This window comes from Metapseudomonas resinovorans DSM 21078, from assembly GCF_000423545.1.
Lineage (GTDB): Bacteria > Pseudomonadota > Gammaproteobacteria > Pseudomonadales > Pseudomonadaceae > Metapseudomonas > Metapseudomonas resinovorans.
Genome location: NZ_AUIE01000001.1, coordinates 441,640 through 461,710, shown reverse-complemented (window position 1 = coordinate 461,710; position 20,071 = coordinate 441,640). Strand labels below are relative to the sequence as shown.

Annotated in this window: 20 protein-coding genes; 5 read left to right on the top strand and 15 right to left on the bottom strand. The window is 64.9% G+C overall.

Features of this window, described 5'->3' with window-relative positions; all coding sequences use genetic code 11:
- Positions 1 to 28: 28 nt before the first annotated feature.
- The 12 genes from G559_RS0102110 to G559_RS0102055 form a co-directional block, all read right to left on the bottom strand.
- Positions 29 to 610, bottom strand: coding sequence for a phage tail protein (locus G559_RS0102110; protein ID WP_028626661.1), 582 nt, complete (start codon positions 608 to 610; stop codon positions 29 to 31).
- A gap of 52 nt (positions 611 to 662) precedes the next feature.
- Positions 663 to 980, bottom strand: a complete 318-nt coding sequence (locus G559_RS0102105) for a DUF6916 family protein (RefSeq protein WP_028626660.1) — start codon at positions 978 to 980, stop codon at positions 663 to 665.
- Positions 977 to 1,480, bottom strand: a complete 504-nt coding sequence (locus tag G559_RS0102100) for a GNAT family N-acetyltransferase (RefSeq protein ID WP_028626659.1) — start codon at positions 1,478 to 1,480, stop codon at positions 977 to 979. The genes G559_RS0102105 and G559_RS0102100 overlap by 4 nt, the downstream gene beginning before the upstream one ends.
- A 136-nt stretch (positions 1,481 to 1,616) precedes the next feature.
- A complete protein-coding gene (locus tag G559_RS0102095; RefSeq protein WP_028626658.1) occupies positions 1,617 to 2,624 on the bottom strand; it encodes a sulfotransferase family protein in 1,008 nt (335 codons plus the stop codon).
- On the bottom strand, positions 2,612 to 3,412 hold the full coding sequence (locus G559_RS0102090) for an aspartyl/asparaginyl beta-hydroxylase domain-containing protein (protein WP_028626657.1): 801 nt from the start codon (positions 3,410 to 3,412) through the stop codon (positions 2,612 to 2,614). Before G559_RS0102090 ends, G559_RS0102095 begins: the two co-directional genes overlap by 13 nt.
- Positions 3,413 to 3,445: 33 nt before the next feature.
- Positions 3,446 to 5,542 carry an HlyD family efflux transporter periplasmic adaptor subunit gene (locus tag G559_RS0102085; protein WP_028626656.1) on the bottom strand — a complete coding sequence of 699 codons (2,097 nt, stop codon included), beginning with the start codon at positions 5,540 to 5,542 and terminating at the stop codon, positions 3,446 to 3,448.
- A complete protein-coding gene (locus tag G559_RS0102080; RefSeq protein WP_028626655.1) occupies positions 5,539 to 6,858 on the bottom strand; it encodes an efflux RND transporter periplasmic adaptor subunit in 1,320 nt (439 codons plus the stop codon). The genes G559_RS0102085 and G559_RS0102080 overlap by 4 nt, the downstream gene beginning before the upstream one ends.
- A complete protein-coding gene (locus tag G559_RS0102075) occupies positions 6,855 to 7,634 on the bottom strand; it encodes an efflux RND transporter periplasmic adaptor subunit (RefSeq protein ID WP_028626654.1) in 780 nt (259 codons plus the stop codon). Before G559_RS0102075 ends, G559_RS0102080 begins: the two co-directional genes overlap by 4 nt.
- Positions 7,635 to 7,961: 327 nt before the next feature.
- Positions 7,962 to 8,783 (bottom strand): aldo/keto reductase, encoded by an 822-nt coding sequence (locus tag G559_RS0102070; protein ID WP_028626653.1) that lies wholly within the window; start codon positions 8,781 to 8,783, stop codon positions 7,962 to 7,964.
- A 78-nt stretch (positions 8,784 to 8,861) separates the two neighbouring features.
- Positions 8,862 to 9,269, bottom strand: coding sequence for a VOC family protein (locus G559_RS0102065; protein WP_028626652.1), 408 nt, complete (start codon positions 9,267 to 9,269; stop codon positions 8,862 to 8,864).
- A gap of 88 nt (positions 9,270 to 9,357) precedes the next feature.
- Entirely contained in the window at positions 9,358 to 10,038 is a 681-nt protein-coding gene (locus G559_RS0102060; RefSeq protein WP_028626651.1) for a hypothetical protein, read from the bottom strand.
- A gap of 40 nt (positions 10,039 to 10,078) precedes the next feature.
- Complete coding sequence (locus G559_RS0102055) at positions 10,079 to 10,765, bottom strand: class I SAM-dependent methyltransferase (protein ID WP_028626650.1); 687 nt, start codon at positions 10,763 to 10,765, stop codon at positions 10,079 to 10,081.
- 96 nt (positions 10,766 to 10,861) lie between these two features.
- Here G559_RS0102055 and G559_RS0102050 point away from each other — a divergent pair, with 96 nt between their 5' ends.
- Positions 10,862 to 13,966, top strand: a complete 3,105-nt coding sequence (locus G559_RS0102050) for a transglycosylase domain-containing protein (RefSeq protein WP_028626649.1) — start codon at positions 10,862 to 10,864, stop codon at positions 13,964 to 13,966.
- A gap of 105 nt (positions 13,967 to 14,071) precedes the next feature.
- Here G559_RS0102050 and G559_RS0102045 read toward each other — a convergent pair whose 3' ends face one another.
- Together G559_RS0102045 and G559_RS0102040 are read right to left on the bottom strand one after the other, a co-directional pair.
- Positions 14,072 to 14,377, bottom strand: coding sequence for a DMT family transporter (locus tag G559_RS0102045; RefSeq protein WP_028626648.1), 306 nt, complete (start codon positions 14,375 to 14,377; stop codon positions 14,072 to 14,074).
- 10 nt (positions 14,378 to 14,387) lie between these two features.
- Positions 14,388 to 15,026 (bottom strand): FMN-dependent NADH-azoreductase, encoded by a 639-nt coding sequence (locus G559_RS0102040; RefSeq protein ID WP_028626647.1) that lies wholly within the window; start codon positions 15,024 to 15,026, stop codon positions 14,388 to 14,390.
- Between the two features lie 138 nt (positions 15,027 to 15,164).
- On the opposite strand from G559_RS0102040, the gene G559_RS0102035 reads away from it, so the two are divergent.
- The 3 genes from G559_RS0102035 to mdtI all read left to right on the top strand — a co-directional run bounded on the left by G559_RS0102035 (position 15,165) and on the right by mdtI (position 17,050).
- A complete protein-coding gene (locus tag G559_RS0102035) occupies positions 15,165 to 16,046 on the top strand; it encodes a LysR substrate-binding domain-containing protein (RefSeq protein ID WP_028626646.1) in 882 nt (293 codons plus the stop codon).
- A 321-nt stretch (positions 16,047 to 16,367) separates the two neighbouring features.
- Positions 16,368 to 16,724, top strand: a complete 357-nt coding sequence (locus G559_RS0102030; RefSeq protein ID WP_028626645.1) for a multidrug/spermidine efflux SMR transporter subunit MdtJ — start codon at positions 16,368 to 16,370, stop codon at positions 16,722 to 16,724.
- A complete protein-coding gene (gene mdtI / locus G559_RS0102025) occupies positions 16,721 to 17,050 on the top strand; it encodes a multidrug/spermidine efflux SMR transporter subunit MdtI (RefSeq protein ID WP_028626644.1) in 330 nt (109 codons plus the stop codon). The genes G559_RS0102030 and mdtI overlap by 4 nt, the downstream gene beginning before the upstream one ends.
- A gap of 349 nt (positions 17,051 to 17,399) precedes the next feature.
- On the opposite strand, the gene G559_RS0102020 is transcribed toward mdtI, so the two are convergent.
- Entirely contained in the window at positions 17,400 to 18,959 is a 1,560-nt protein-coding gene (locus tag G559_RS0102020) for a sigma-54-dependent phenylalanine hydroxylase transcriptional regulator PhhR (protein ID WP_028626643.1), read from the bottom strand.
- Between the two features lie 259 nt (positions 18,960 to 19,218).
- Here G559_RS0102020 and phhA point away from each other — a divergent pair, with 259 nt between their 5' ends.
- Positions 19,219 to 20,010, top strand: a complete 792-nt coding sequence (gene phhA / locus G559_RS0102015) for a phenylalanine 4-monooxygenase (RefSeq protein ID WP_028626642.1) — start codon at positions 19,219 to 19,221, stop codon at positions 20,008 to 20,010.
- Positions 20,011 to 20,071 lie beyond the last annotated feature (61 nt).

Genomic DNA, 20,071 nt, shown 5'->3' with positions numbered 1-20,071 from the left:
CCAGAGCCCCGTTCAACTTCCCGAATCCTTAGTTGCGGGACGGGAAGATCCCCTCCAGGGCGATGATGAAGCTCAGGCCCAGGAAGGGGTTGCGAATAGCCGTCGGAACGGGACCGTTGTTGTAAGTCGCGGTTCCGCTGACATTGACGTTGAACGGCTGCAGCGTCGCGGTGCCGGGACCTGGGCTGTACAGCTTCACCTCGGCACCCGATACGGAGTCCACGGGAGTAGACAGGACGCTGGTATTGGATGGCGTCAGACCGCTGCCCTCGGTGGTGTTCACAGGTACAGCGACGGAAGCGGTCGCGGTGACGGCGGAAACGATCGGCGGAATGTTGCTGCTCACGAGGGTAACGCTCTCGGTACCGCCCACTTCACCCAAGTCGATGGGGCTCAGGCCGAGGCCTGTACCGGTCCCGACCGGGACACGACCGCTCAAGTTCGGCAGGGCGAAGGTGGTCTGGCCGTTACCGCCGTATGTAGTGCCGAGAATCGAAAACAGCGCGGTGTTCTGCGCGATAGACAATATCTGGCCTTGGCAGAGCGCGAATCCGCGCGGCGCGAAGTTGCCGCCGAACATCTTGATTTCGCCCAGGAATGGTTCGCTCATTGCTAGCTCCTTATGTGCCGACTTGCGGCGCTTGCTTCTGGTTTAGGGAGGTTCAGCCTTCTGTGGGCCGTTCAAGGTGGAACACGGCTTCGAGCAGGTGATGTTTGCCATCTGCATCCGGACCGATGGGGCTCAACAGCACGTGCCATTGCTGGCCGGCAGGGCTGCCCAACAGGTAGGTGTGCTGGGGCAATTGAACGCCGGCAGGCTGCGCGAAAGTCGCGCTGTAGCATTCATAACGGCCATTCATGGGCGTGCCGGAAAACACCTCTGCCAGGGTCACGGCGAGCCCTTCGCTGCCCTCCCAGCTCAGGTGCCAGGGCTGATGGAGCTGCTGCTCCAGATCCGTTCGGGAGGGAACGAGGCTCATGCGGGGACTCCAAGCGCGCTGGCCGCTTGCGCGCCGCGATGCATCTGCAGGTAGATCTGATTGTTGCCGGTAACGACGAAACCGAAGCGACTGTAGAGGCGCCTCGCCGGGTTGTCGGCCTCGACGAACAGGCGCATAGCCTTTCCCGTCGAGTCGGCTTCGGCGGCCAGAAGGCTCAGGTAATGGGTACCGATACCCCGGCGTTGCCAGTGCGGCAGCAGGGCGATGTCCATCAGGTTGATTTGTTCAGTGCCTCGGAAGACGTAGAGGCGGCCGATGGGCGAACCACCGTGTTCAATCACGCAGTACTCGGCGTCTGGATAGTGCGCCTGGTAGTAGTCGTGCTGGGCGTTGAACTGCTGGGTGAGGAAGGCGTCGATGGCCGTTTGGTCCCAAGGGGCCTGGCTCATCTCAAGGGCGCGGGTGGTCGCGTATAGCTCCTGCAGGAACGCCATGTCGGCATCCGTTCTGGGGCGCAGGTTCAGTTCCGTGGCTGGCATGGTATTTCGCGTCCTTGCTGACAGCCCCGCCAGGGCAAGTCGGCATCCTATTATTTTGCTATCACGCGACATCAACGGCGGAAGAGTAGCCGAAGCGAAAGGCCACTATCCACTATTTAGTTAATATTCAATGTGACTAATCCGTAATGCTCGTATGAAGTATCTGATCTAAATGTCGTAATTTTTCCAATTCTTCGTAGGGCTTACGCGCCCAGCGCCCCACCGCCGCTCTTACGCCATCATCGGCTTCCTCGCGCTTGCGCTGGCTGTCGGCGGTGAACCACATGGCCGGCTGTTTCGCGTCGAAGGCCGCGATATCTCGCAGCGCGGGTGCGTCGGCTTCGGTCCGACCGAACCAGGGCGCCAGGCGGCCCCAAAGCGCGTCGGGCAGTTCGCTGTAGTTCACCGGCACGCCGCCCTGCTGCCGACACAGCGCCAGCCCCTGCTCCAGGATGCGGCCGATCATGCGGCTGGTGAACTCCAGCGGTGACATGGCAGAGGCGTCCTGCTGGGAGAAGTCCAGGGCCGACGGCCCCAGCAGGCCCGGCACCCGGTGCATGCCAGGCTGCCGCAGTTGCGAGATGACGATTTCCAGCGGGTCGCGATAGAGGAATAGTTGCGGCACATCCGGATAGAGCGCGCGCAGCAGCGGCGCCTCGAACACATTCCAGGCGTCCAGTTTGATCAGCAGCCGCTCTTCGTTGCCGTGCCGTCGCTGACCATAGGCTGACAGCAGGGCGCCGAGCCATCGGGGCTGATGCTGCGAGGCAGTGGAGTCGAGGAAGTGCGCGCGCAGCAGGCTGTCCAAGGGTGGCGGTTCGGACAGCACGATATTGCGCTCCAGGCCGGCAAGCATCTGCGCCAGCAAGGTGGAGCCGCAGCGCGATGCGTGAAAGATGAAGGCACTGGGCGCCAAGCCGGGGCTGGCCACCTGCCAATCGAGCAAGGCCTGGATGCCGGTCTCCCGCCGAAACGCCTGGTTGAAGGGCAGGCGCAGGGCCTGGTCCACGTCGTCGCGGAAGAATGGGCGAGTGAGCCGCTGTTCGCCCAGCCAGCACCAATCGACCCGCCACTCGCCCTGTTGAAGCCAGGTTCGGATAGGCAGCCAACCGCTGAAATCCTCGCTGGGGTTCACACTCGCCATTGATCGCTCCACGCCTGCTTGCCCTGGCGCATGGCACCACGGACCTCCGCCTCAGAAAACTCCAACCCCTGCTCCGCCCCCAGCGCGACCGTTTCGCGGATGAACTCGCGCACATCGGTCAGCCCCTGCAATTGCCGGGCAAGCGCGGCGTCCCCCTCCACGCTCCGACGGAATTGCGCGAAAGCCTGTCCCGCCCTCCCCAGCTGCAGCGCTGGTGTGTCTGGCAACCCCTCTTTGATGGCGTCGAGCAGCCAGTCATTGGGCTGGCAGTCCAGCACCAGGTGAATGCGCTCGCCGGGGCCTGGATTGTCCACCCGATGCGGGCGCGAGAGGTCGAGGAACCAGCATTCGCCCGGCTGCATGGGCACCTGCAGGCCGTCGACGAGGAACTCCACGCCCGCCGGGCTCAGCAGCGGCACATGCAGGCGCAGGTCGCTGCCGGGCATCCCCAGGTCCGGGTCGCAGTGCTCATGGATGCGCGAGCCCGGCCCCAGGCGCAGCAGGCGCGCACTGCGCACGCGGGTGCGGAAGGCGCCGAGCAGATCATTCCAGGCCGCCTCCCCCTGCCACCAAGTGCTTCGCTTCGGCGCCCCCTGGCCGGGAGCCAGGGGAAGGGGCGCGTCCTCGGGGGTGATCAGGGCGACGCCGCTCCAGTCGCCCTCGTAGTAACCCGTATTGAAATGGCCTTGCCATGCACCGGGCTCGACCCGCGCCAGCGCCTGCAGCAGCGGCGCCAGTTCCACGCTAAACAGCAGGCGCGAACAGACCGGCAATGTTGGGGTTGGCATGCGTCCTTGCTCCTCAATGGATGACTGAGCGCCTCAAAAACCGCTTTCCCTCACGCCCAACGCCGCCAGTTTTCGCCAGGCGGCGCCCAGCAGCGACTGCCCTTCGCCATCCAGCACGACCACGCCACGCAGGGGCTGGGCCGGGTGGATGGCGTCGTCCAGCAGACTCAGACGCACGCCGTACTGGGCCTGTACCGGCTCGGCGCGCTGCTGGGCGTCGCGGCGCACGGCAATGGGGCCGTGGTGATCGGAACTCAGGGCCTCCAGCTCCAGATAGGCGACGCCAGTGGCATCCACTTCGTCCAGCCGTACCGGCAGAGCCGGGCGGGCAGGGTCGTCGGCGATGAAGCGCCCTTCGGCACCGGGCTCCACCCGCCAGAGTTCTTCTTCGGCCAGGTAGCCGCGCAGGCGCAGGCCAGGCTCCACCACGCGCGCCAGGGGTTCGCCGGGGTTGAGCCAGCGGCCGGGGATCAGGTCGCGCAGCAGGTCGCGCACCACCCCGGTCTGCGGCGCACGCAGTTGCAAGCGCTCTCGCTGGGCGGCCAGGCCACGGTACTCAGCCACGGCTTCGGCCAGTTGCTGCTCGATAATGCCGGCATCGGCGGCGGTCTCGCTGCGCCCGGCCTGACGACGCAGCTGCAGTTGGAGAATCTCTATCTCGCGACGAACGATGGACTGCCGAGCGTCCAGGTCCGGGGATTCCAGTTCCAGCAACAGCTCGCCCTCTTCCACCGCCTGGCCATCCTTCACATGCAGCGCCTTCAGCCGCGCGGCCACTGGTGCGTGCAGGGTGGTAGCGCGGGAGGCTTCCAGCAACGCCGGCACCTCCACCGAAGCGCGCCAGGGCAGCGCCAGCAATGCCAGCAGCACCGCCAGCCCAAACCCGATCAGCACGACCTTGCGAGGTTCGGCCTGGTCGCGGCGTTGCCACCATTCGCCCAGCTCGCGCCAGATCGGCAGGCCGATGAACCAGACCAGTTCCACCAGCATCAGGAAGATGCCCAGTACCTTGAAGAACAAGTGGTAGACCGCCAGGGCGATCCCGAAGAACAGCACCGCGCGCCACAGCCAGGAGCCGTAGCCCCAGACGATCAGGCGTCGCGCCATGGCCGGCTGCCAGGGTTCGGGCATGGGCTCGCCGTAACCGAACAAGGTCTCGCGCAGGCGCCATCGGCACAGGGCGAAGGCCCGCGCCTGGAGGTTTTCCACGCCCCAGAGGTCGCTGAGCAGGAAATAGCCATCGAAGCGCATGAACGGGTTGAGGTTGATGATCACCGTCGTGATCCAGGTGGCGCTGGCCAGCATGAAGGCCGACGTGCGCGCCGGCCCATCCGGCAGCAGCGACCAGGCCAGCAGCGCGAGCAAGGCCAGCACCAGCTCGGCGAGCACGCCGCCGGCACCGATCAGCAGCCGCGAGCGGCGGTCATTGACCCGCCAGGCGTCGCTGACGTCGGTGTAGAACATCGGCAGCAGCACCATGAAGGCCAGCCCCATGCTTTGCACCCGGCAGCCGGCACGCTTGGCCATGAAGGCATGGCCGAACTCGTGACAGAGCTTGGCGAAGGTCAGGGCAACACCAAAAGCCAGGGCGCCGCCGAGGCTGAACAGGTGCGGGAAGGTGGCGATAAAGCGCTGCCAGTCCCGCGCCACCAGGAACAGGCCGAGGGCGAACACCAGCGGCAGGCCCCAACGCAGCAACCAGCGGCCGTTGCGCTCAAGTACGGGCCAGGCGCGATTGAGGAAGGCGTCGGGCCGCCACAGCGGGATTCGGAAGAACAGGTACTGGTGCAGCACCTTCTTCCACGGGCTTTGGCGCACAGACTTGGCCTTCACGGCGTAGCTGGCCCGCTGCGCGTCATCCAGGCCAGTGATCAGATCGTGGTTGCCGAGGAAACGCAGCAACTCCTCGATCTCTTCCTTTCCCAGAGGCAGGCCGGGTTCGGTATTGGCGGCCTCCAGCACCCGCTGCGGATCGCCCAGCGCCCAATGACGCAGCAGGCGCACGGCGGCGGCGCCGAGCTTGAAGTACCGTCCGCTCAGTGGGTCGGCCAGTGTCCATTGGGGCGCACCGTCGAGCGCTGGCGCGGCCGGTGACAGCTGCAGGTCGGGACGCAGTGCGGGCAGCATCAGAAGCCCAGACTCTGGCGCAGTGCGGCGAGCGGCCGGCGCAGCAGGTAATACGCCAACGGCGCGCGGTCACCGAAGAGCTTGGCGGTGCCGCGCAGACCGATGCGGGGCGGCGTTTCCAGGAAGGCAGCGTCCAGACGGTAGGCCAGTTGCCCGGCGGCGGTGGCCTGGGCTTCATAGGCCGCCCGTTCCAGGCGCGCACCGTGGCGGTTCAGCGGATCGCTGTCGAGAAACAGCGCCACCTCGGCGCCGGGCTGCAGGGCGATGGCGTCCCCTACGGGCAACTCGATACGCAGTTCGGCCTGGCGCGGGTCGGCGATCTGCATCAATCGCTCACCGGTCTGTACCGGTTTTCCGGTGAGGCGCTCTGCATCGGCGAACACGGCAATACCGGCACGCTCGGCACGCACTTCACTACGGGCCAGCAGTTGGCGGGCGTAATCGCGCTCGGCACGCTTCTGTTCCACCCGCGCGGCCAGCAGGTCGATACGTGAGCTGGATTCGGCATCGGCAAAAGCGCGTTGGGTGTTGGCCTTGAGCTCGGCCTCAGCCACCCCCAAGGTACGCTCGGCGACATCCGCCTGGGCCTTGAGGCTGGTGGCGTCGAAGCGCACCAGCAGGTCGCCGGCGGCCACGCTCTGGTTCGGCTTGACCAGGAACTCGGCAATCACGCCGTCCAGCGGGGCCGCCACCACGCGACCGCCCAGGGGCACCACTTCGGCGGGTGCCAGCACAGACTGACGCACTGGCACCAGGAGCAGCAGGCAGAGGCCACCGGCAATGGCCAGCAACTTCTTCTTCGGCCAGCGCAGGCGCCAGGGCTTGCGCGGCTGCAAGGCCAGCCAGGCGTGGGCATAGGTTTCACCGAGCTGGGCCAGCAGGGCCAGTTCAGCCTCGTTGAACGGTTGCTCGCGGGCCAACCAGAGCCCGCCGAACATCTCGCCACGGCGATCTTTCAGGGGCACCCAGCAGGCCTGGGCGGCAGACAACGACTGCCAGTCCGCTCGGGATTGTTCGTCCAGCAGCGCAGCATCGACGGCGCGGACTTCATTCAACTGGCCCTGACCCAGCAATTGCGCGGCGGCACGCTCGACAAACGCCACGAAGGGGGCGTTGGGCTCCACCAGGCTGATGCCAGTCAACGCCTGCACCTTGCCGGCAATCAGCAGTGCCGCATGGCGAAAACCGAACAGCGTCTGTCCGTCGTTGACCATGGCGAAACCCAGCTGCTCGGTGTTGGCCGCCTGGCGAGCCTGTTTTTCCAGGCCGAGGAAGAGCGCAAAAACACGCTCGACAGCACTGGGGGCCGCCGCGTTCATGGCGTCTCCGGGAAGTGCGCGGTGCCGCTCATACCGGCCAGCAGACCATCGGCATCAGCGGGCAGGCCACCGATCAGCAAAAGCGTCTGACTGCCCTCGTCGATACGCGCCCCAAGCCGCTTGACCACAGCCTGCAGCGACTTTCCGGTTTCATCGGGGGTGAACTCGAAGGACTGGTCGGGCTTGAGGCGGTCCAGCCAGCGCGAGGGCACCAGCAGGTGGATTTCCAGGGTGCGGTTATCCACAACCTCCAACAGCGGCGCGCCACTGGCCACGCTCTCGTGGGGCTGCACTTTGCGCGCCACCACCTGGCCGTCGAAGGGTGCCTTCACCTGGCAGCGCTGCACGTGCACCTGGTAAACCTGCGCCTCGGCCTGGGACTGGGCCTGCCGCGCCTCGGCCACGGCCACCTCGAAGCGCCCAACCGAATTGAGGGCGGCGAGTTGCTGCTTGTTCTTCAGCTCTTCTCGCGCCGCACGCACAGCGGCGTTGGCGGCATTCAGCTGGGCCTGGTAGGCGCTGCAGTCGAAGCGAACCAGCACCTCGCCTTTCTTGAAGGCCTGGCCTTCGGCGTAAGGCATCTCGACGATACGCCCGGGCAGCTCGCTGGCCAGCACGGCCTGGTTGCGGGCACGCAGCACGCCACGGGCTTCGCTTCCGGTGGCGGTGGCCGCGGCGGGCGAATCGAGCAACGGGTCCTGCGCGGGCGGTTCCTCAGCCCAGGAAACCGCGACCAGCCCCATCACCCCAAACAGCGTCCACAACGTACGTTTCATCAAGGCCATCCCTGGATAGAAGTGGGCAAGAGTCTATGAGAGCTGTCGGACAATAGGAATCTGGGATGAGGAATTAACTTGCCATCAGTCAGGATTCACCGTCGAGTGGCGGGCGGGGATGTGCGACCAACCGTGGGAGCAAGTTTATTTGAACGTGGGAAACCACGTCCTTAGGGCGTGGTCATGAGTCATCGGCGCTGCCTGTGAGGATCGAAATGCCTGATGTACAGGATGAAGTCGGATTGTCTGTAGGAGCGAGCTTGCTCGCGAACAGCCCGAGCACGATCTTTCGCGAGCAAATTCGCCCCCACATGAAGAAGCCAGGCCTCAGACCATTTCCAGTGAGCGCTTGCGGCGCGGCGGTGGGAAGCTGTGGTCGATCAGGGCGAGGTCGTCGTCGCTGAGTTGGAGCCTGCGGGCCTCGGCGTTCTGCTTGAGGTGCAGCGGGTCGACTGCCTTGGGAATGACCATCACGCCCTGTTGGCGCAAAGCCCAGGCCAGGACGACCTGGGCGGGGCTGGCGTCATGGCGACGAGCGATTTCCTGAACGCTGGTGTTACGCAGCAGCTTGCCGCCCTGCCCTACCGGGCAGTAGGCCATCAGCGGCATGCCCTGCTGTTGCTGGAAAGGCAGCAGGTCGAACTCGATGCCGCGTGCCTCGGGGTTGTAGAGCACCTGGTTGGCGGCGCACCCAGCGGGCAATTCGTGAAGGTCGTCGAGGTCGAGGTTGGACACACCCCAGCGAGCGATCTTGCCCTGCTCGCGCAGACGCTCGAAGGCTTCCACCGTTTCCTCCAGCGGGTGCTCGCCACGCCAGTGCAGCAGGTAGAGGTCGAGGTGGTCGGTGCCCAGGCGCTTGAGGCTTTGCTCGCACGCCAGGGCCGTGCCCCGGCGGCTGGCATTCCAGGGATAGACCTTGCTGACCAGGAAAACCTGCTCCCGCCGGCCGGCGATGGCTTCGCCCACCACCTCCTCGGCGCCGCCTTCGGCATACATCTCAGCGGTATCGATCAGTTTCAGCCCCAGTTCCAGCCCCTGGCGCAGCGCCGCGACCTCGCGCGCGCGTTCACTGCGGTTCTCGCCCATGTGCCAGGTGCCCTGGCCGATGGCGGGCACCCGGGTGCCGTCTGGGAAGGTGATGCTTTGCATGGCTCATTCCTCGGAAAGTCCGTTCAGTCGGGATTGCCGGCAGCTGGGGCGGGATAATCCGGCAATGGCCCGTGCGGCTCAAGCCCAGGGATCGTACGAACCGATGCTCCACAAGTGGCCTTCCGGGTCGCGACAGGTGAAGCCTCGTCCACCGTAGTCCTCATCCTTCAGCGGCAACACGATGGTGGCGCCGGCAGCCACGGCGCGCGCATGCACGCCATCGACATCAGCCACCACCAGATAAATGCTCTGGGTGCCCAGCCCACCGGTCTCATCGGGCTGGCGCATCAGGCGGCCGTAGTCAGTGTCGCGCACGGAACCGAGCATGATCATGCCGTCGCCAAGGCTCAGTTGGGCATGGGAGATGCTGCCATCTTTTTCGGGCACTACCAGGTGCTCGACGAAGCCGAAGGTGTGGCAAAGCCAGGCGATGGCGGCGGGCGCGTCGCGGTAACGCAGGCAGGAAATGGCAGTTGAACCGGCCATGGCGAGGATCTCCGGAAACTATGAATGGATTCAGCCTAGTCGCCTCACCGCGGCGCGCAGGGCCAGTGGTCAGCGCGCCGGGGCAGAATCAGGTGTATCCCTGCTTCCAGGCCCGGGAGCGGAAGCGGATCGGCGGCAGAGGCGACTTCGCGGGCCGCTCCAGGGCACGGGACAGGTCCAGGCGGATATCGCTGGAAGGTGTGGGCACCGGCCCGGCGAACTTGAGAATGAACTGCCAGCTGCGCTGCGGCACCCGCAACGGGTAGTCCAAGCCGGTAGGCGACTGGTTGATCGCCTGGAGTCCTTCCAGCGGGAACTGCCCGGGATCGCGGACCATGATCAGCGAAACCGATGACGGCGACAGCGAACGGCCGTCGACCGTCAGCACGACGTGCTCCGGCCGAAAGCGGAAATCGGTGGTCGCCGGCTGGATTTCGAAAAGCAGACGTATGCCGTCCTTTTCGTCGTAGCGCGGCTTGTCGATGGGGTCGTACATCACCGGTACCACGAACAGGATCACCTGAAAGTCGCTCTGTTGGATCTGGTTGTTCAGGCGCAGGGCAAGGGTCGCATCGTCCAGCCTGAGACGCCCCTGTTCGTCGGCTTCCTGCTCACCGACGTAGGCGACACTTTCCACGCCCGAGCGAAATCCGGCGCACCCCGCCAACAGCAGGCAGCCTGCCAGCAATCCGGCGAATGCCAGGTTGAGGCCGGTGGAGGACTGGGAAAGGATGCCGGGCATGATTTCTTCCTCGAAAGACTGGCGCATCGCCGGTTGCCGTGGATATTCCGGCAACCGAGTGCGCCGTTCAAGATGGCCCGCTTCGGCCTGGCCTCGCCTCCAGCAACAGGGACAGTGGTTCACCGGTATGTGGATGAGCCGGCTCGCGCAAGGCTTCGATGCGGTAACCACTGCGCAGCAACAGCCCACACCAGGACTCCAGCGTGCGGAAGTACCAAGGCATGGGTTCGGGGAACTCGCCGGCAAAGGCAGCGAAGTCCTCGCAACGCCAACCATCTCGATAGCCCTCCTCGCCTCGGGCCAGCCAGGGGTGCACGGTCTGGATCAGCAGCACGCCGTCTACGGCCAACAGTTCACGCAAGGCTGCCAGCAGCGGTTCCAGCTGCTCTTCGAAGAGCGAAAAATTGCATACCACCGCCTCGAAGACGCCCAACTGGCCTGGATCCGCCTGCAGCCCGGCGTAGTCGAGGCAGCGAAACTCGCCACCGGCAAGCTGCGCTGCCTCCACCAGCGGCCTGGAGGCATCGATGCCCAGCACTGCCAGACCTTGCGCGGCCATTGCTCGGCTCAGCCAGCCTTCGCCGCACCCCAGGTCCAGCACCCGCGCTGGCCCAAGGGTCAGGACAGCGTCGAGGATGGCTCGATCAGTGGCCAATTGCCTGCTTTCGATGCGACCTTCCCGCACTGCGCGAGTCCAGGCCAGCGCATTGGCGTGCCAGCTGTGGCCCAGTAGCCTCCGATTGTCGCGTGTCATGGATTCGCTCCCATTTTGCTGCCACTCCGCCATGCAGCCGGCCAATGACCTACTAAGATTGCAAGCAAGAGCGGTGACAGGCCAGGCCGGTGGACTATGGGCGCAATATGGCAATCCGACGAAGCCAGGAACGAGGTACCCGAAGGTCATCTCAATGACCCCGGCGTTCCGCCGAAAAAGCCCCGTCGCAAGCATCGACTCCTGTTCTGGAGTGTCTTCCTGGTGACCGCCGGGATCGTCGGCGCCGCCGCCACCCATGAAATGCAGACCTCTCGCTTCCAGGCCCGGGAGCTTAGCCGTTACGCCGCCACCCTGAGTTACAAGCTGGAGGATGGGCCCAGCAACGCCATCCGCTATCCCGGTGACGGCCCCTTCGACCGCCGCCTGGGTTACGCCGTCCTGCCAACGATGCTCGAACGCCTGGAAAAACGCGGCTTCGAAATCCAGCAACAGACCCGTTTCTCCCCAGCCCTGATCAGCTACACCGAGCACGGGCTCTTCCCGCCGTACCGGGAAAAGATTCAGGCCGGCATCAACATCTGCGACTGTCGTGGCCGGCCCTTCTACCAGTTCAGCTACCCGCAGCAACGCTATCCGAACTTCGCCAGTATTCCGTCATTACTGGTGAACAGCCTGCTGTTCATCGAGAACCGCAAGCTGCTGGACCGCGAACTCCCCCTGGCCAACCCGGCGGTGGACTGGCCGCGCTTCTCCAAGGCCGCGCTGACCCAGGTTGGCAAGGCCATCGACTTCGACGGCCAGTCGGCCGGGGGTAGCACCCTGGCGACCCAACTGGAGAAGTATCGCCACTCGCCTTTCGGTCGCACGGCCTCGGCCTCTGAAAAGATTCGCCAGATGGTTTCCGCCAGCGTGCGCGCCTACCAGGGCGGCCCGGAGACCCTGGCCGCACGCGAACGCATCGTCATGGATTATCTGAACAGCGTGCCGCTTTCAGCCGCGCCGGGACACGGCGAGGTGCACGGCATCGCCGATGGCCTGCGGGTGTGGTACGGCGCCGACTTCAACCGGGTCAACCAGGTTCTGACGAGCAAGGACAGCAGCCTGGCCGAGCGCGGCCTGGCCATGCGCCAGGTGCTCTCGCTGTTCATCGCCCAGCGTCGCCCTTCCTATTACCTGTCCAACGCCCACGAGGAACTGAACACCCTCACCGACAGCCACATCCGCGTGCTGGCGAACGCCGGAATCATCGATTCGGCGCTGCGCGATGGCGCGCTCGATGCGAAGCTGCGTTTCCGCAACTGGGTTGAAGAGCCTGCGCTGCAGGCCGTGGAGTCGAACAAGGGCATCAGCGTCGCCCGCGGCCGCCTCTCCAGCATGCTGAACATGCCGCTCTACGACCTCGACCGCCTCGACCTGACCGCCAGCAGCACCCTGCAGAGCGAGCTGCAGAACGCCGTCACCGCCTACCTGCAGCACCTGGCCGACCCGGCCTTCGCCGAGCAGGTCGGGCTCTACGGCGAGCGCCTGCTGTCGCCGGAAAAGACTCGTGAAGTGCGCTACAGCTTCACCTTGTTCGAACGCACGCCTTCCGGTAACCGCGTACGGGTACAGACCGACAACACCGATCAGCCCTTCGACATCAATGAAGGCAGCAAGCTGGAGCTCGGTTCCACGGCCAAGCTGCGGGTACTGGCCACCTACCTGGAAAACGTCGCAACCCTGCATCAGCGCTACGCCGAAATGCCTGTCGCGGAGCTGCGCAAGGTACCGGTGGACCCGCTCGACTTCATCAGCCGCTGGGCCATCGACTACCTGATCCAGACCAAGGACCGCAACCTCGACGCCATGCTCCAGGCGGCCCTGGATCGCACCTATTCCGCCAGCCCCTACGAATCCTTCTTCACCGGCGGTGGGCTGCACGCCTTCAACAACTTCCGCAAGGAAGACAACGGACGCCGGCCGAGCCTTCGTGATGCCCTGCGCGAGTCCATCAACCTGCCCTTCGTGCGCCTGCTGCGCGATGTGGTGCGGCACGACATGTACCGCCCGGACGGCGGCAAGATGCAGCTGCTATCCAATGACAAGGACCCGCGCCGCCAGGGTTACCTGGACCTGTTCGTTTCCCGGGAAAGCCAGACCTACCTTCGCCGCTTCTGGAACAAGTACCAGGGCAAGGATGCGGAACAGCGCATGTCCACCTTCCTCGACGGCCTCAACCCCTGGGGCGCTCGCATGGCCGCCATCCACCGCTACCTGCAGCCCAACGCCGACCTCGCTACCTTTGCTGCCTTCATGCGCGAGCGGGTGCCCAAGGCCAACCCGCCGCTGACCGACAAGCGCATCGAAGACCTCTACACCCGCTACGGCCCGGGCGCCTTCGACCTGAACGACCAGGGCTATGTGGCCCGCGTGCACCCCCTGGAACTCTGGCTGCTGGGCTACCTTCAGGCGCACCCCCAGGCGACCTACCGCGAAGCCGTCGAAGCCAGCGGCGATGAGCGCCGTGAGGTGTATGGCTGGCTCTTCAAATCCAAACGCAAGTACGCCCGCGACAAACGCATCCGCATCATGATGGAAGTGGAAGCCTTCCTCGATATCCACGAACACTGGAAATCCCTGGGCTACCCCTTCGACCACCTGGTGCCGTCGCTGGCCACCGCCCTGGGCAGTTCCGGCGACCGTCCGGCGGCTCTGGCCGAGTTGATGGGCATCATCCTCAACGACGGTGTTCGACAGTCCACCCTGCGCATCGACCAATTGCACTTCGCCGCCGACACGCCCTACGAAACCCTGGTGGGCCCCCAGACCCGTGAAGGCAAGCGGGTGATGACCTCGGAAGTAGCCACTGCCCTGCGCGACGCCCTCTCCATGGTGGTGGAAGGCGGGACCGCGCGACGCCTGCAAGGCAGTTTCACCTTGCCCGACGGCCAGCCGCTGGTGATGGGCGGCAAGACCGGCACCGGCGATAACCGCATCCAGACCGTGACCCGCTGGGGTACGGTGAAGAGCTCCAAGGCGATGAACCGTACAGCCACCTTCGTCTTCTTCCTGGGTCCGCGCCACTTCGGCACCCTGACGGCCTTCGTCGAGGGCAGCCAGGCGGACAAGTTCAGCTTCACCTCCGCGCTGCCCGTGCAGGTGCTCAAGGGCATGGCGCCGATTCTCCAGCCCTACCTCGCCCCCGGCATGAACACCCAGTGCCAGGACCTGGCGCCCGCCGTGCAGGTGAGCAGGCGTTAAGCCGGACGCGGCCCCGCCGTAAGTTGGTGCAGAGCGGAGCGCAGCCCAACGCATCTTGCTTCCGGTCGAGCGCCGATGTTGGGCCGCGCTTCGCCTGGCGCCAACCTACCTTAGCCCCGCCACACCGACGACGATCAGCGCCACTGAGAGCAGCTTGGCTGGCGTCAGGGCTTCGCCCAGCAGGAGGAAGCCCAGCAACACCGTGCCGAGGGTGCCGATGGCGGTCCAGATGGGATAGGCGATGCTCACGGGTAGCACGCGCATGGACAAGGTGAGGAAGTAGATCCCGGCCACTGCGGCCACCACCACCAGCACGCTCGGCCAGGGCCGGGTGAAGCCTTCGGCGTACTTCATGCCCATGGCGAACAGCACCTCGAAGAAGGCCGCCACCGGCAGGAATATCCAGGCCATGGCCACCTCCTCAGAAGGTTTCGGCGAGGTCCGCCAGGCTCCTTTCGGCACGCTGGTAGGACTGCTCGAAGGCCTCGCCACCAAACTCGTCGTTCTCCACCGCGACCACCGTCACGTCGCTGATGCCGACGTAGCCGAGCACGGTGCGCAGATAGACGTCCGCATGGTTCATATGGGCATTGGCGCCGCCGGGGCCGTAGCCGTGGTCGCCACGGGTGGTAATGATCAGCGCCTTTCGGTCCAGCACCAGCGGGGTATAGGGATTGCCCTGCTTGTTCGGATCGAAGTCGAACGTGCGGCGAATGCGCACGATCTGGTCAACCCAGGCCTTGACCCCACTGGGTACGCCAAAGTTGTACATGGGCGCGGAAATCACCAGGCGGTCGGCGGCGAACAGCTCATCCACCAGCAGGTCGCTAAGCGCAAGGTCGGCCTTCATCACTTCGCTGCGCGCCTCCGGCTCGGGATGGAAAGCAGCAGCGATCCAGCCTTCTGTGACCGCCGGAATAGCCACCCGCCCAACTTCGCGGCGTAGCACCTGACGGCCGTCCCCACGCGCTTGCCAGGCCTTGAGGAAGGACTCCTGCAGACGACGGGAATGGGAGCGTTCGCCACGGGGGCTGCCTTGTACAGAAAGAATGGTGCTCATCTCAATCTCCTTGAGGACTGTGCTTCCAGGAGCACATTAATTGGCGGAAACTCAGGCACTAAGCTAGTTACGCCGACCATCCCGGACAAATGAGCATTAGTTCATCTGGATGAATTGAATTCATCCATGGAGCATTTCATGTTTTCCAGCTTGCCCCTCACCGCCCTGCGCACTTTCGAAGCCGCCGCGCGCCTGTCCAGCTTCAAGGCGGCGGCCGAGGAGTTGGCAGTAACGCCCACGGCGGTGTCCCACCAGATCCGCGGCCTGGAGAGCTGGCTGGGCGTGCCGCTGTTCGACCGCCTGCCCCGCAGCGTGCGCCTGACCGCCTGCGGCCAGCGTCTGTTCGGCAGCCTCCACGGCGCCCTGCTGGAGGTCACCCAGACTCTCGACCAGCTGCGCCCGCAGCGCAGCGCCGGCAACCTGACCCTGTCCACCACTCCGGCCTTCGCCGCCCTCTGGCTGATCCCGCGGCTCGGCCGCTTTTACGCCGAGCACCCGGAAATCAACCTGCGACTGGACACCAGCAACGCCCTGATCGACCTGCACCAGGATGCCAGCGTCGACTGTGTGATCCGCTACGGCATGGGCGACTACCCCAACCTGCACAGCCAATGCCTGCTGGACGAATGCTTCGGCGTCTACGGTGCGCCGGCACTGGTGGCAGGACTGGGAAACCGGGTGCCGACGCTGATTACCGTGCGCTGGCGCAATGCCCTGCTCTATGAGCTGGGCTGGAAGGCCTGGTGCCAGGCCGCGGGCGAAGAACACCTGCTCGACACCGCCCCACAGCGCGAATACGACGAAGAACACTATGCCCTGCAAGCCGCCATCGCCGGCCAGGGCCTGGTGCTGGCCAGCTCGATCCTGGTATCGGAAAGCCTCGCCAACGGCCTGCTAGTGCCGTACCGGCCGGAGGTGAACGTGGCTGGCGCGGGCTACTCCACGCTGTGCGTACCGGGCCGGGAACGCCACCCGCCGGTCAAGGCCTTCTTTGACTGGCTGGGCCGGGAGGTGGGGTGAGTCCAGGCCCACAATCGAACAAAATAACGAACACTTACAGGCAGGTAGCCACCGCGACAAGCCGCCACATGGCGAAATTTGCCTTTCAGCAATCCAAACGGCTAACATTGCGTTCATTATGTTGAACACCCTGATCCACCCGTTCCACTTCGCTCGCCTCGCTTCCCGCGAGCGCCACTGGACCGGCGACCTGTAGCCCTCTCCCTTTCCTCATGGCCATGGAAACGCCGGGCACGTGCCCTGCCGTCCATGGCCAGGACTTCCTGCAATCACGTCGTTCGCCTCCGGGCGAAGGGCCCTGCATGCCCAAGGGAGGGCACCATGCGTTCCTGGATCTATCTGCTTGCCGCGATCCTCTTCGAAGTCGTCGGCACCACCTCGATGAAACTCGCCGCCGAACACGCGCCCGTGCTCGGCCACCTGCTGATGTACGGCCTGATCGGCCTGTCGTATTTCTTCCTCGCCCTGGCGGTCAAGCGCGTGCCGGTGGGCGTGGCCTATGCCCTGTGGGAAGGCATCGGCATCGTGCTGATCACCAGCGTCAGCGTCACCTGGCTGGGTGAAAGCATCGGCCCATACAAGGCACTGGGCCTGGCCGTGATGATCGCGGGCATCCTGCTGATCAAGTCCGGTACCCGCGCCGCGCCCAAGGCTCGTGAGCAGGAGGTGCTGGCATGAACGGCGTGACCTGGATTCATTTCGCCTGGCTGGGCGTGGCCATTGCCCTGGAGGTGCTGGCCAACGTGCTGCTGAAGTACTCCGACGGCTTCCGCCGCCGACTGCTGGGGACAGCCTCGTTGCTCTGCATCCTGGCGGCGTTCACGGCCCTGGCGCAGGCGGTGCGCCGCATCGACCTGTCACTGGCCTATGCCATCTGGGGCGGCTTCGGCATCCTCGCCACTGTCGCGTTGGGTTGGGTGTTGTTCGGCCAGCGCCTGGCCCGGCGTGGCTGGCTGGGGTTGGGATTGCTGCTGGTGGGGATGGGGTTATTGAAGCTGGCGTGAAGGGCCGAACTGTCCGGAAGCTTGGCCCCGGATGGATCACGCTTCATCGATCCACCACCCTTGGTGTCAGACCTGACCACGCTGGTGAATGTGGAAAGCGACATCCACCCTTCACATTTCCCGGCGATCCGAAGCGCCGCCCGTTGGGTTTCGTTCCTCTGCCCAACCTGCGCTATCGCCCGGCCGCTGTAGCCGGAAAAAATTCCAGGCAAAAAAATGGGCGACCATCTGGTCGCCCGCCCAATCATTCCGGGAGAGGAATGTCAGAAACGCTTGTGTCCGCATCACGCAAGATTCAGACAGGACCCTTTTTACGCACAGCCCCTCCCCCGCACCATTCAACGATGGTCTAACTCTCCTCTTTCCCCAATCCGTGCAACTTCAACTTGTTGGCAATGGTGGTATGGGAAACCCCGAGCCGCTTGCCCAGCAGGCGGCTGCTCGGATGCTCGGCGTAGAGCCGTTCGAGCACGGCTTTTTCGAAACGGCCGACGATCGCGTCCAGCCCGCCATCCAGGGAGAAATCGCCCAACGGCTGCGGTGCACCGTAATCCGGCAGGCGGATGTGTTCGGGCCGAACGGTGCCGCCATCGCACAAGGAAACCGCCTGGAACAGCACGTTTTCCAGTTGCCGCACATTGCCCGGCCAGTGGTAGTGGCTGAGCCTGTCCAGCACCTGTGGTGCCAACTTCGGCAGGCCACAGCCGATCTGCCGGCTGGCCGAGTCGAGGAAATGCTCCACCAGCGGTGGCAGGCCGTCCAGGCACTCGCGCAGCGGCGGGATGTGCAGCGACAGGACGTTGAGGCGGTGATAGAGATCCTGGCGGAACTCGCCCTTGGCGCAGAGTTCGGAGAGGTCCACCTGGGTCGCGCAGATCACCCGCACATCGAGGTAGACCTCCTCGTCACTGCCTACGCGGCGGAAGCAACCGTCCTGCAGGAAGCGCAGCAGCTTGGCCTGCAGGCGCGGGCTCATCTCGCCGACGCCGTCGAGGAACAGCGTGCCGCCAGCGGTGAGTTCCAGCAGGCCCAGCTTGCCTTCCAGACGCGCCCCCTCGAAGGCACCGGGGCCGTAGCCGAACAGTTCAGTCTCGGCCATGGATTCCGGCAGACCCGCACAGTTCAGCGCCATGAACGGCGACTGGCCGCGCGGGCTGGCCAGGTGGCAGGCGCGGGCCAGCAGTTCCTTGCCGGTGCCGGTTTCACCCTCGATCAGCAACGGGGCGTCCAGAGGCGCCATGCGCCGTGCCTCGCGAACCACCGCGGCCATCACCCTGGAGCTCTGGAAAATGCTGTCGAAGCCGCGCAGCTCGTGCTTGCGCACGTTGTAGATGCGCTCGCCAACGCGGTCGGCGCGGTGCAGGGTGAGCACTGCGCCGGCCAGGGCCTCGCTCTCGTCATGTTCGGACTGCAGCGGCGCGATGTCGGCGAGGAAGGTGTCGCCCTTGACCTTGATGCGCAATCCGTTGATCCGCGCCTTGTTGGCTCGGACCAGTTCGGGCAGGTCGAAGTCGTCGACATAGCGCGCCAGCGGGATGCCCGGCACCTCGTCCACCCGCACCCCAAGCAACTGGGCAGCGGCGCGGTTGGCGGCGACGATGGAACCGCCCATATCGATGGACAGCACCGGGAAATCCAGCGCGCCCAACAGGGCATTCAGCTCCAGGTGACGGCGCTCGCTGGGCATCAGACCCACGCGCTTGACGCCGAAGACGCCGGGAATGGCTTCCAGCTTCGGCCGCAGGGACTGGAGTTGCAGGTTGATCAGGTTCGGGCAGAGCAGGTAAATCGCGTTGCCCTGGTCTCCGCCCACTTCGCCGCGATTGACGTTGATGCCGTAATCGACGAGCAGGTTGAGGATGTCGCGCAGGATTCCCACACGGTTCTGGCAATGGACTTTGATACGCATCAGGCACCCCTGGGTCGGGCTTTTCCTTGGGTTGTGGACGAAAGAATCCGTTCTCGACCCTATTTTTCCGTCAAGAATATGTGACAAATCAGCGCTTCGACAAGGCGATATCTGGCCGCTCCGCCGCTATCGTAAAGTTTTCATTACGCTTTCGGCGCTGTACGGGCGTCCTCACAGGTCCCGCCCCTGCTGCACTACGACCCGGTCTGCGCTATCGATAAGGCAACACAACAACGAAGCCCCATCCTCAGGAGGCCGAATGAAAGCGACGCAGTACGTGGCCCGCGAACCCGATGCCAACGGTTTCATCCACTACCCGGAAACCGAGCATCAGGTGTGGAACACCCTGATCACCCGTCAGTTGAAAGTGATCGAAGGCCGCGCGTGCCAGGAATACCTCGACGGCATCGAGAAGCTCGGCATGCCCCATGACCGCATCCCGCAACTGGGCGAGGTCAACAAGGTGCTCCAGGCCACCACCGGTTGGCGCGTTGCCCGCGTACCGGCCCTGATCCCCTTCCAGACCTTTTTCGAACTGCTGGCCAGCCAGCAATTCCCCGTAGCCACCTTTATCCGCACCCCGGAAGAGCTGGACTACCTCCAGGAACCGGACATCTTCCACGAGATCTTTGGCCACTGCCCGCTGCTGACCAACCCCTGGTTCGCCGAGTTCACCCACACCTACGGCAAGCTCGGCCTGAAGGCCACCAAGGAAGAGCGCGTCTACCTCGCCCGCCTGTACTGGATGACCATCGAGTTCGGCCTGATGGATACCCCGCAGGGCCGGCGCATCTATGGCGGCGGCATCCTCTCCTCGCCGAAGGAGACCGTCTACGCTCTGTCGGGCGAGCCCGAGCATCAGGCGTTCGACCCGCTGGAATGCATGCGTACCCCGTACCGCATCGACATTCTGCAACCGTTGTACTTTGTGCTGCCGGACCTCAAGCGCCTGTTCGACCTGGCCCATGAAGACATCATGGCGCTGGTGCACAAGGCCATGGGCATGGGCCTGCACGCGCCGAAGTTCCCGCCGAAGCCGAAGGCGGCCTGAGCCGATCCCCGCGAATGGTGGATGGAAAAAGTGCCATCCACCCTACCGACGAACCCCATTC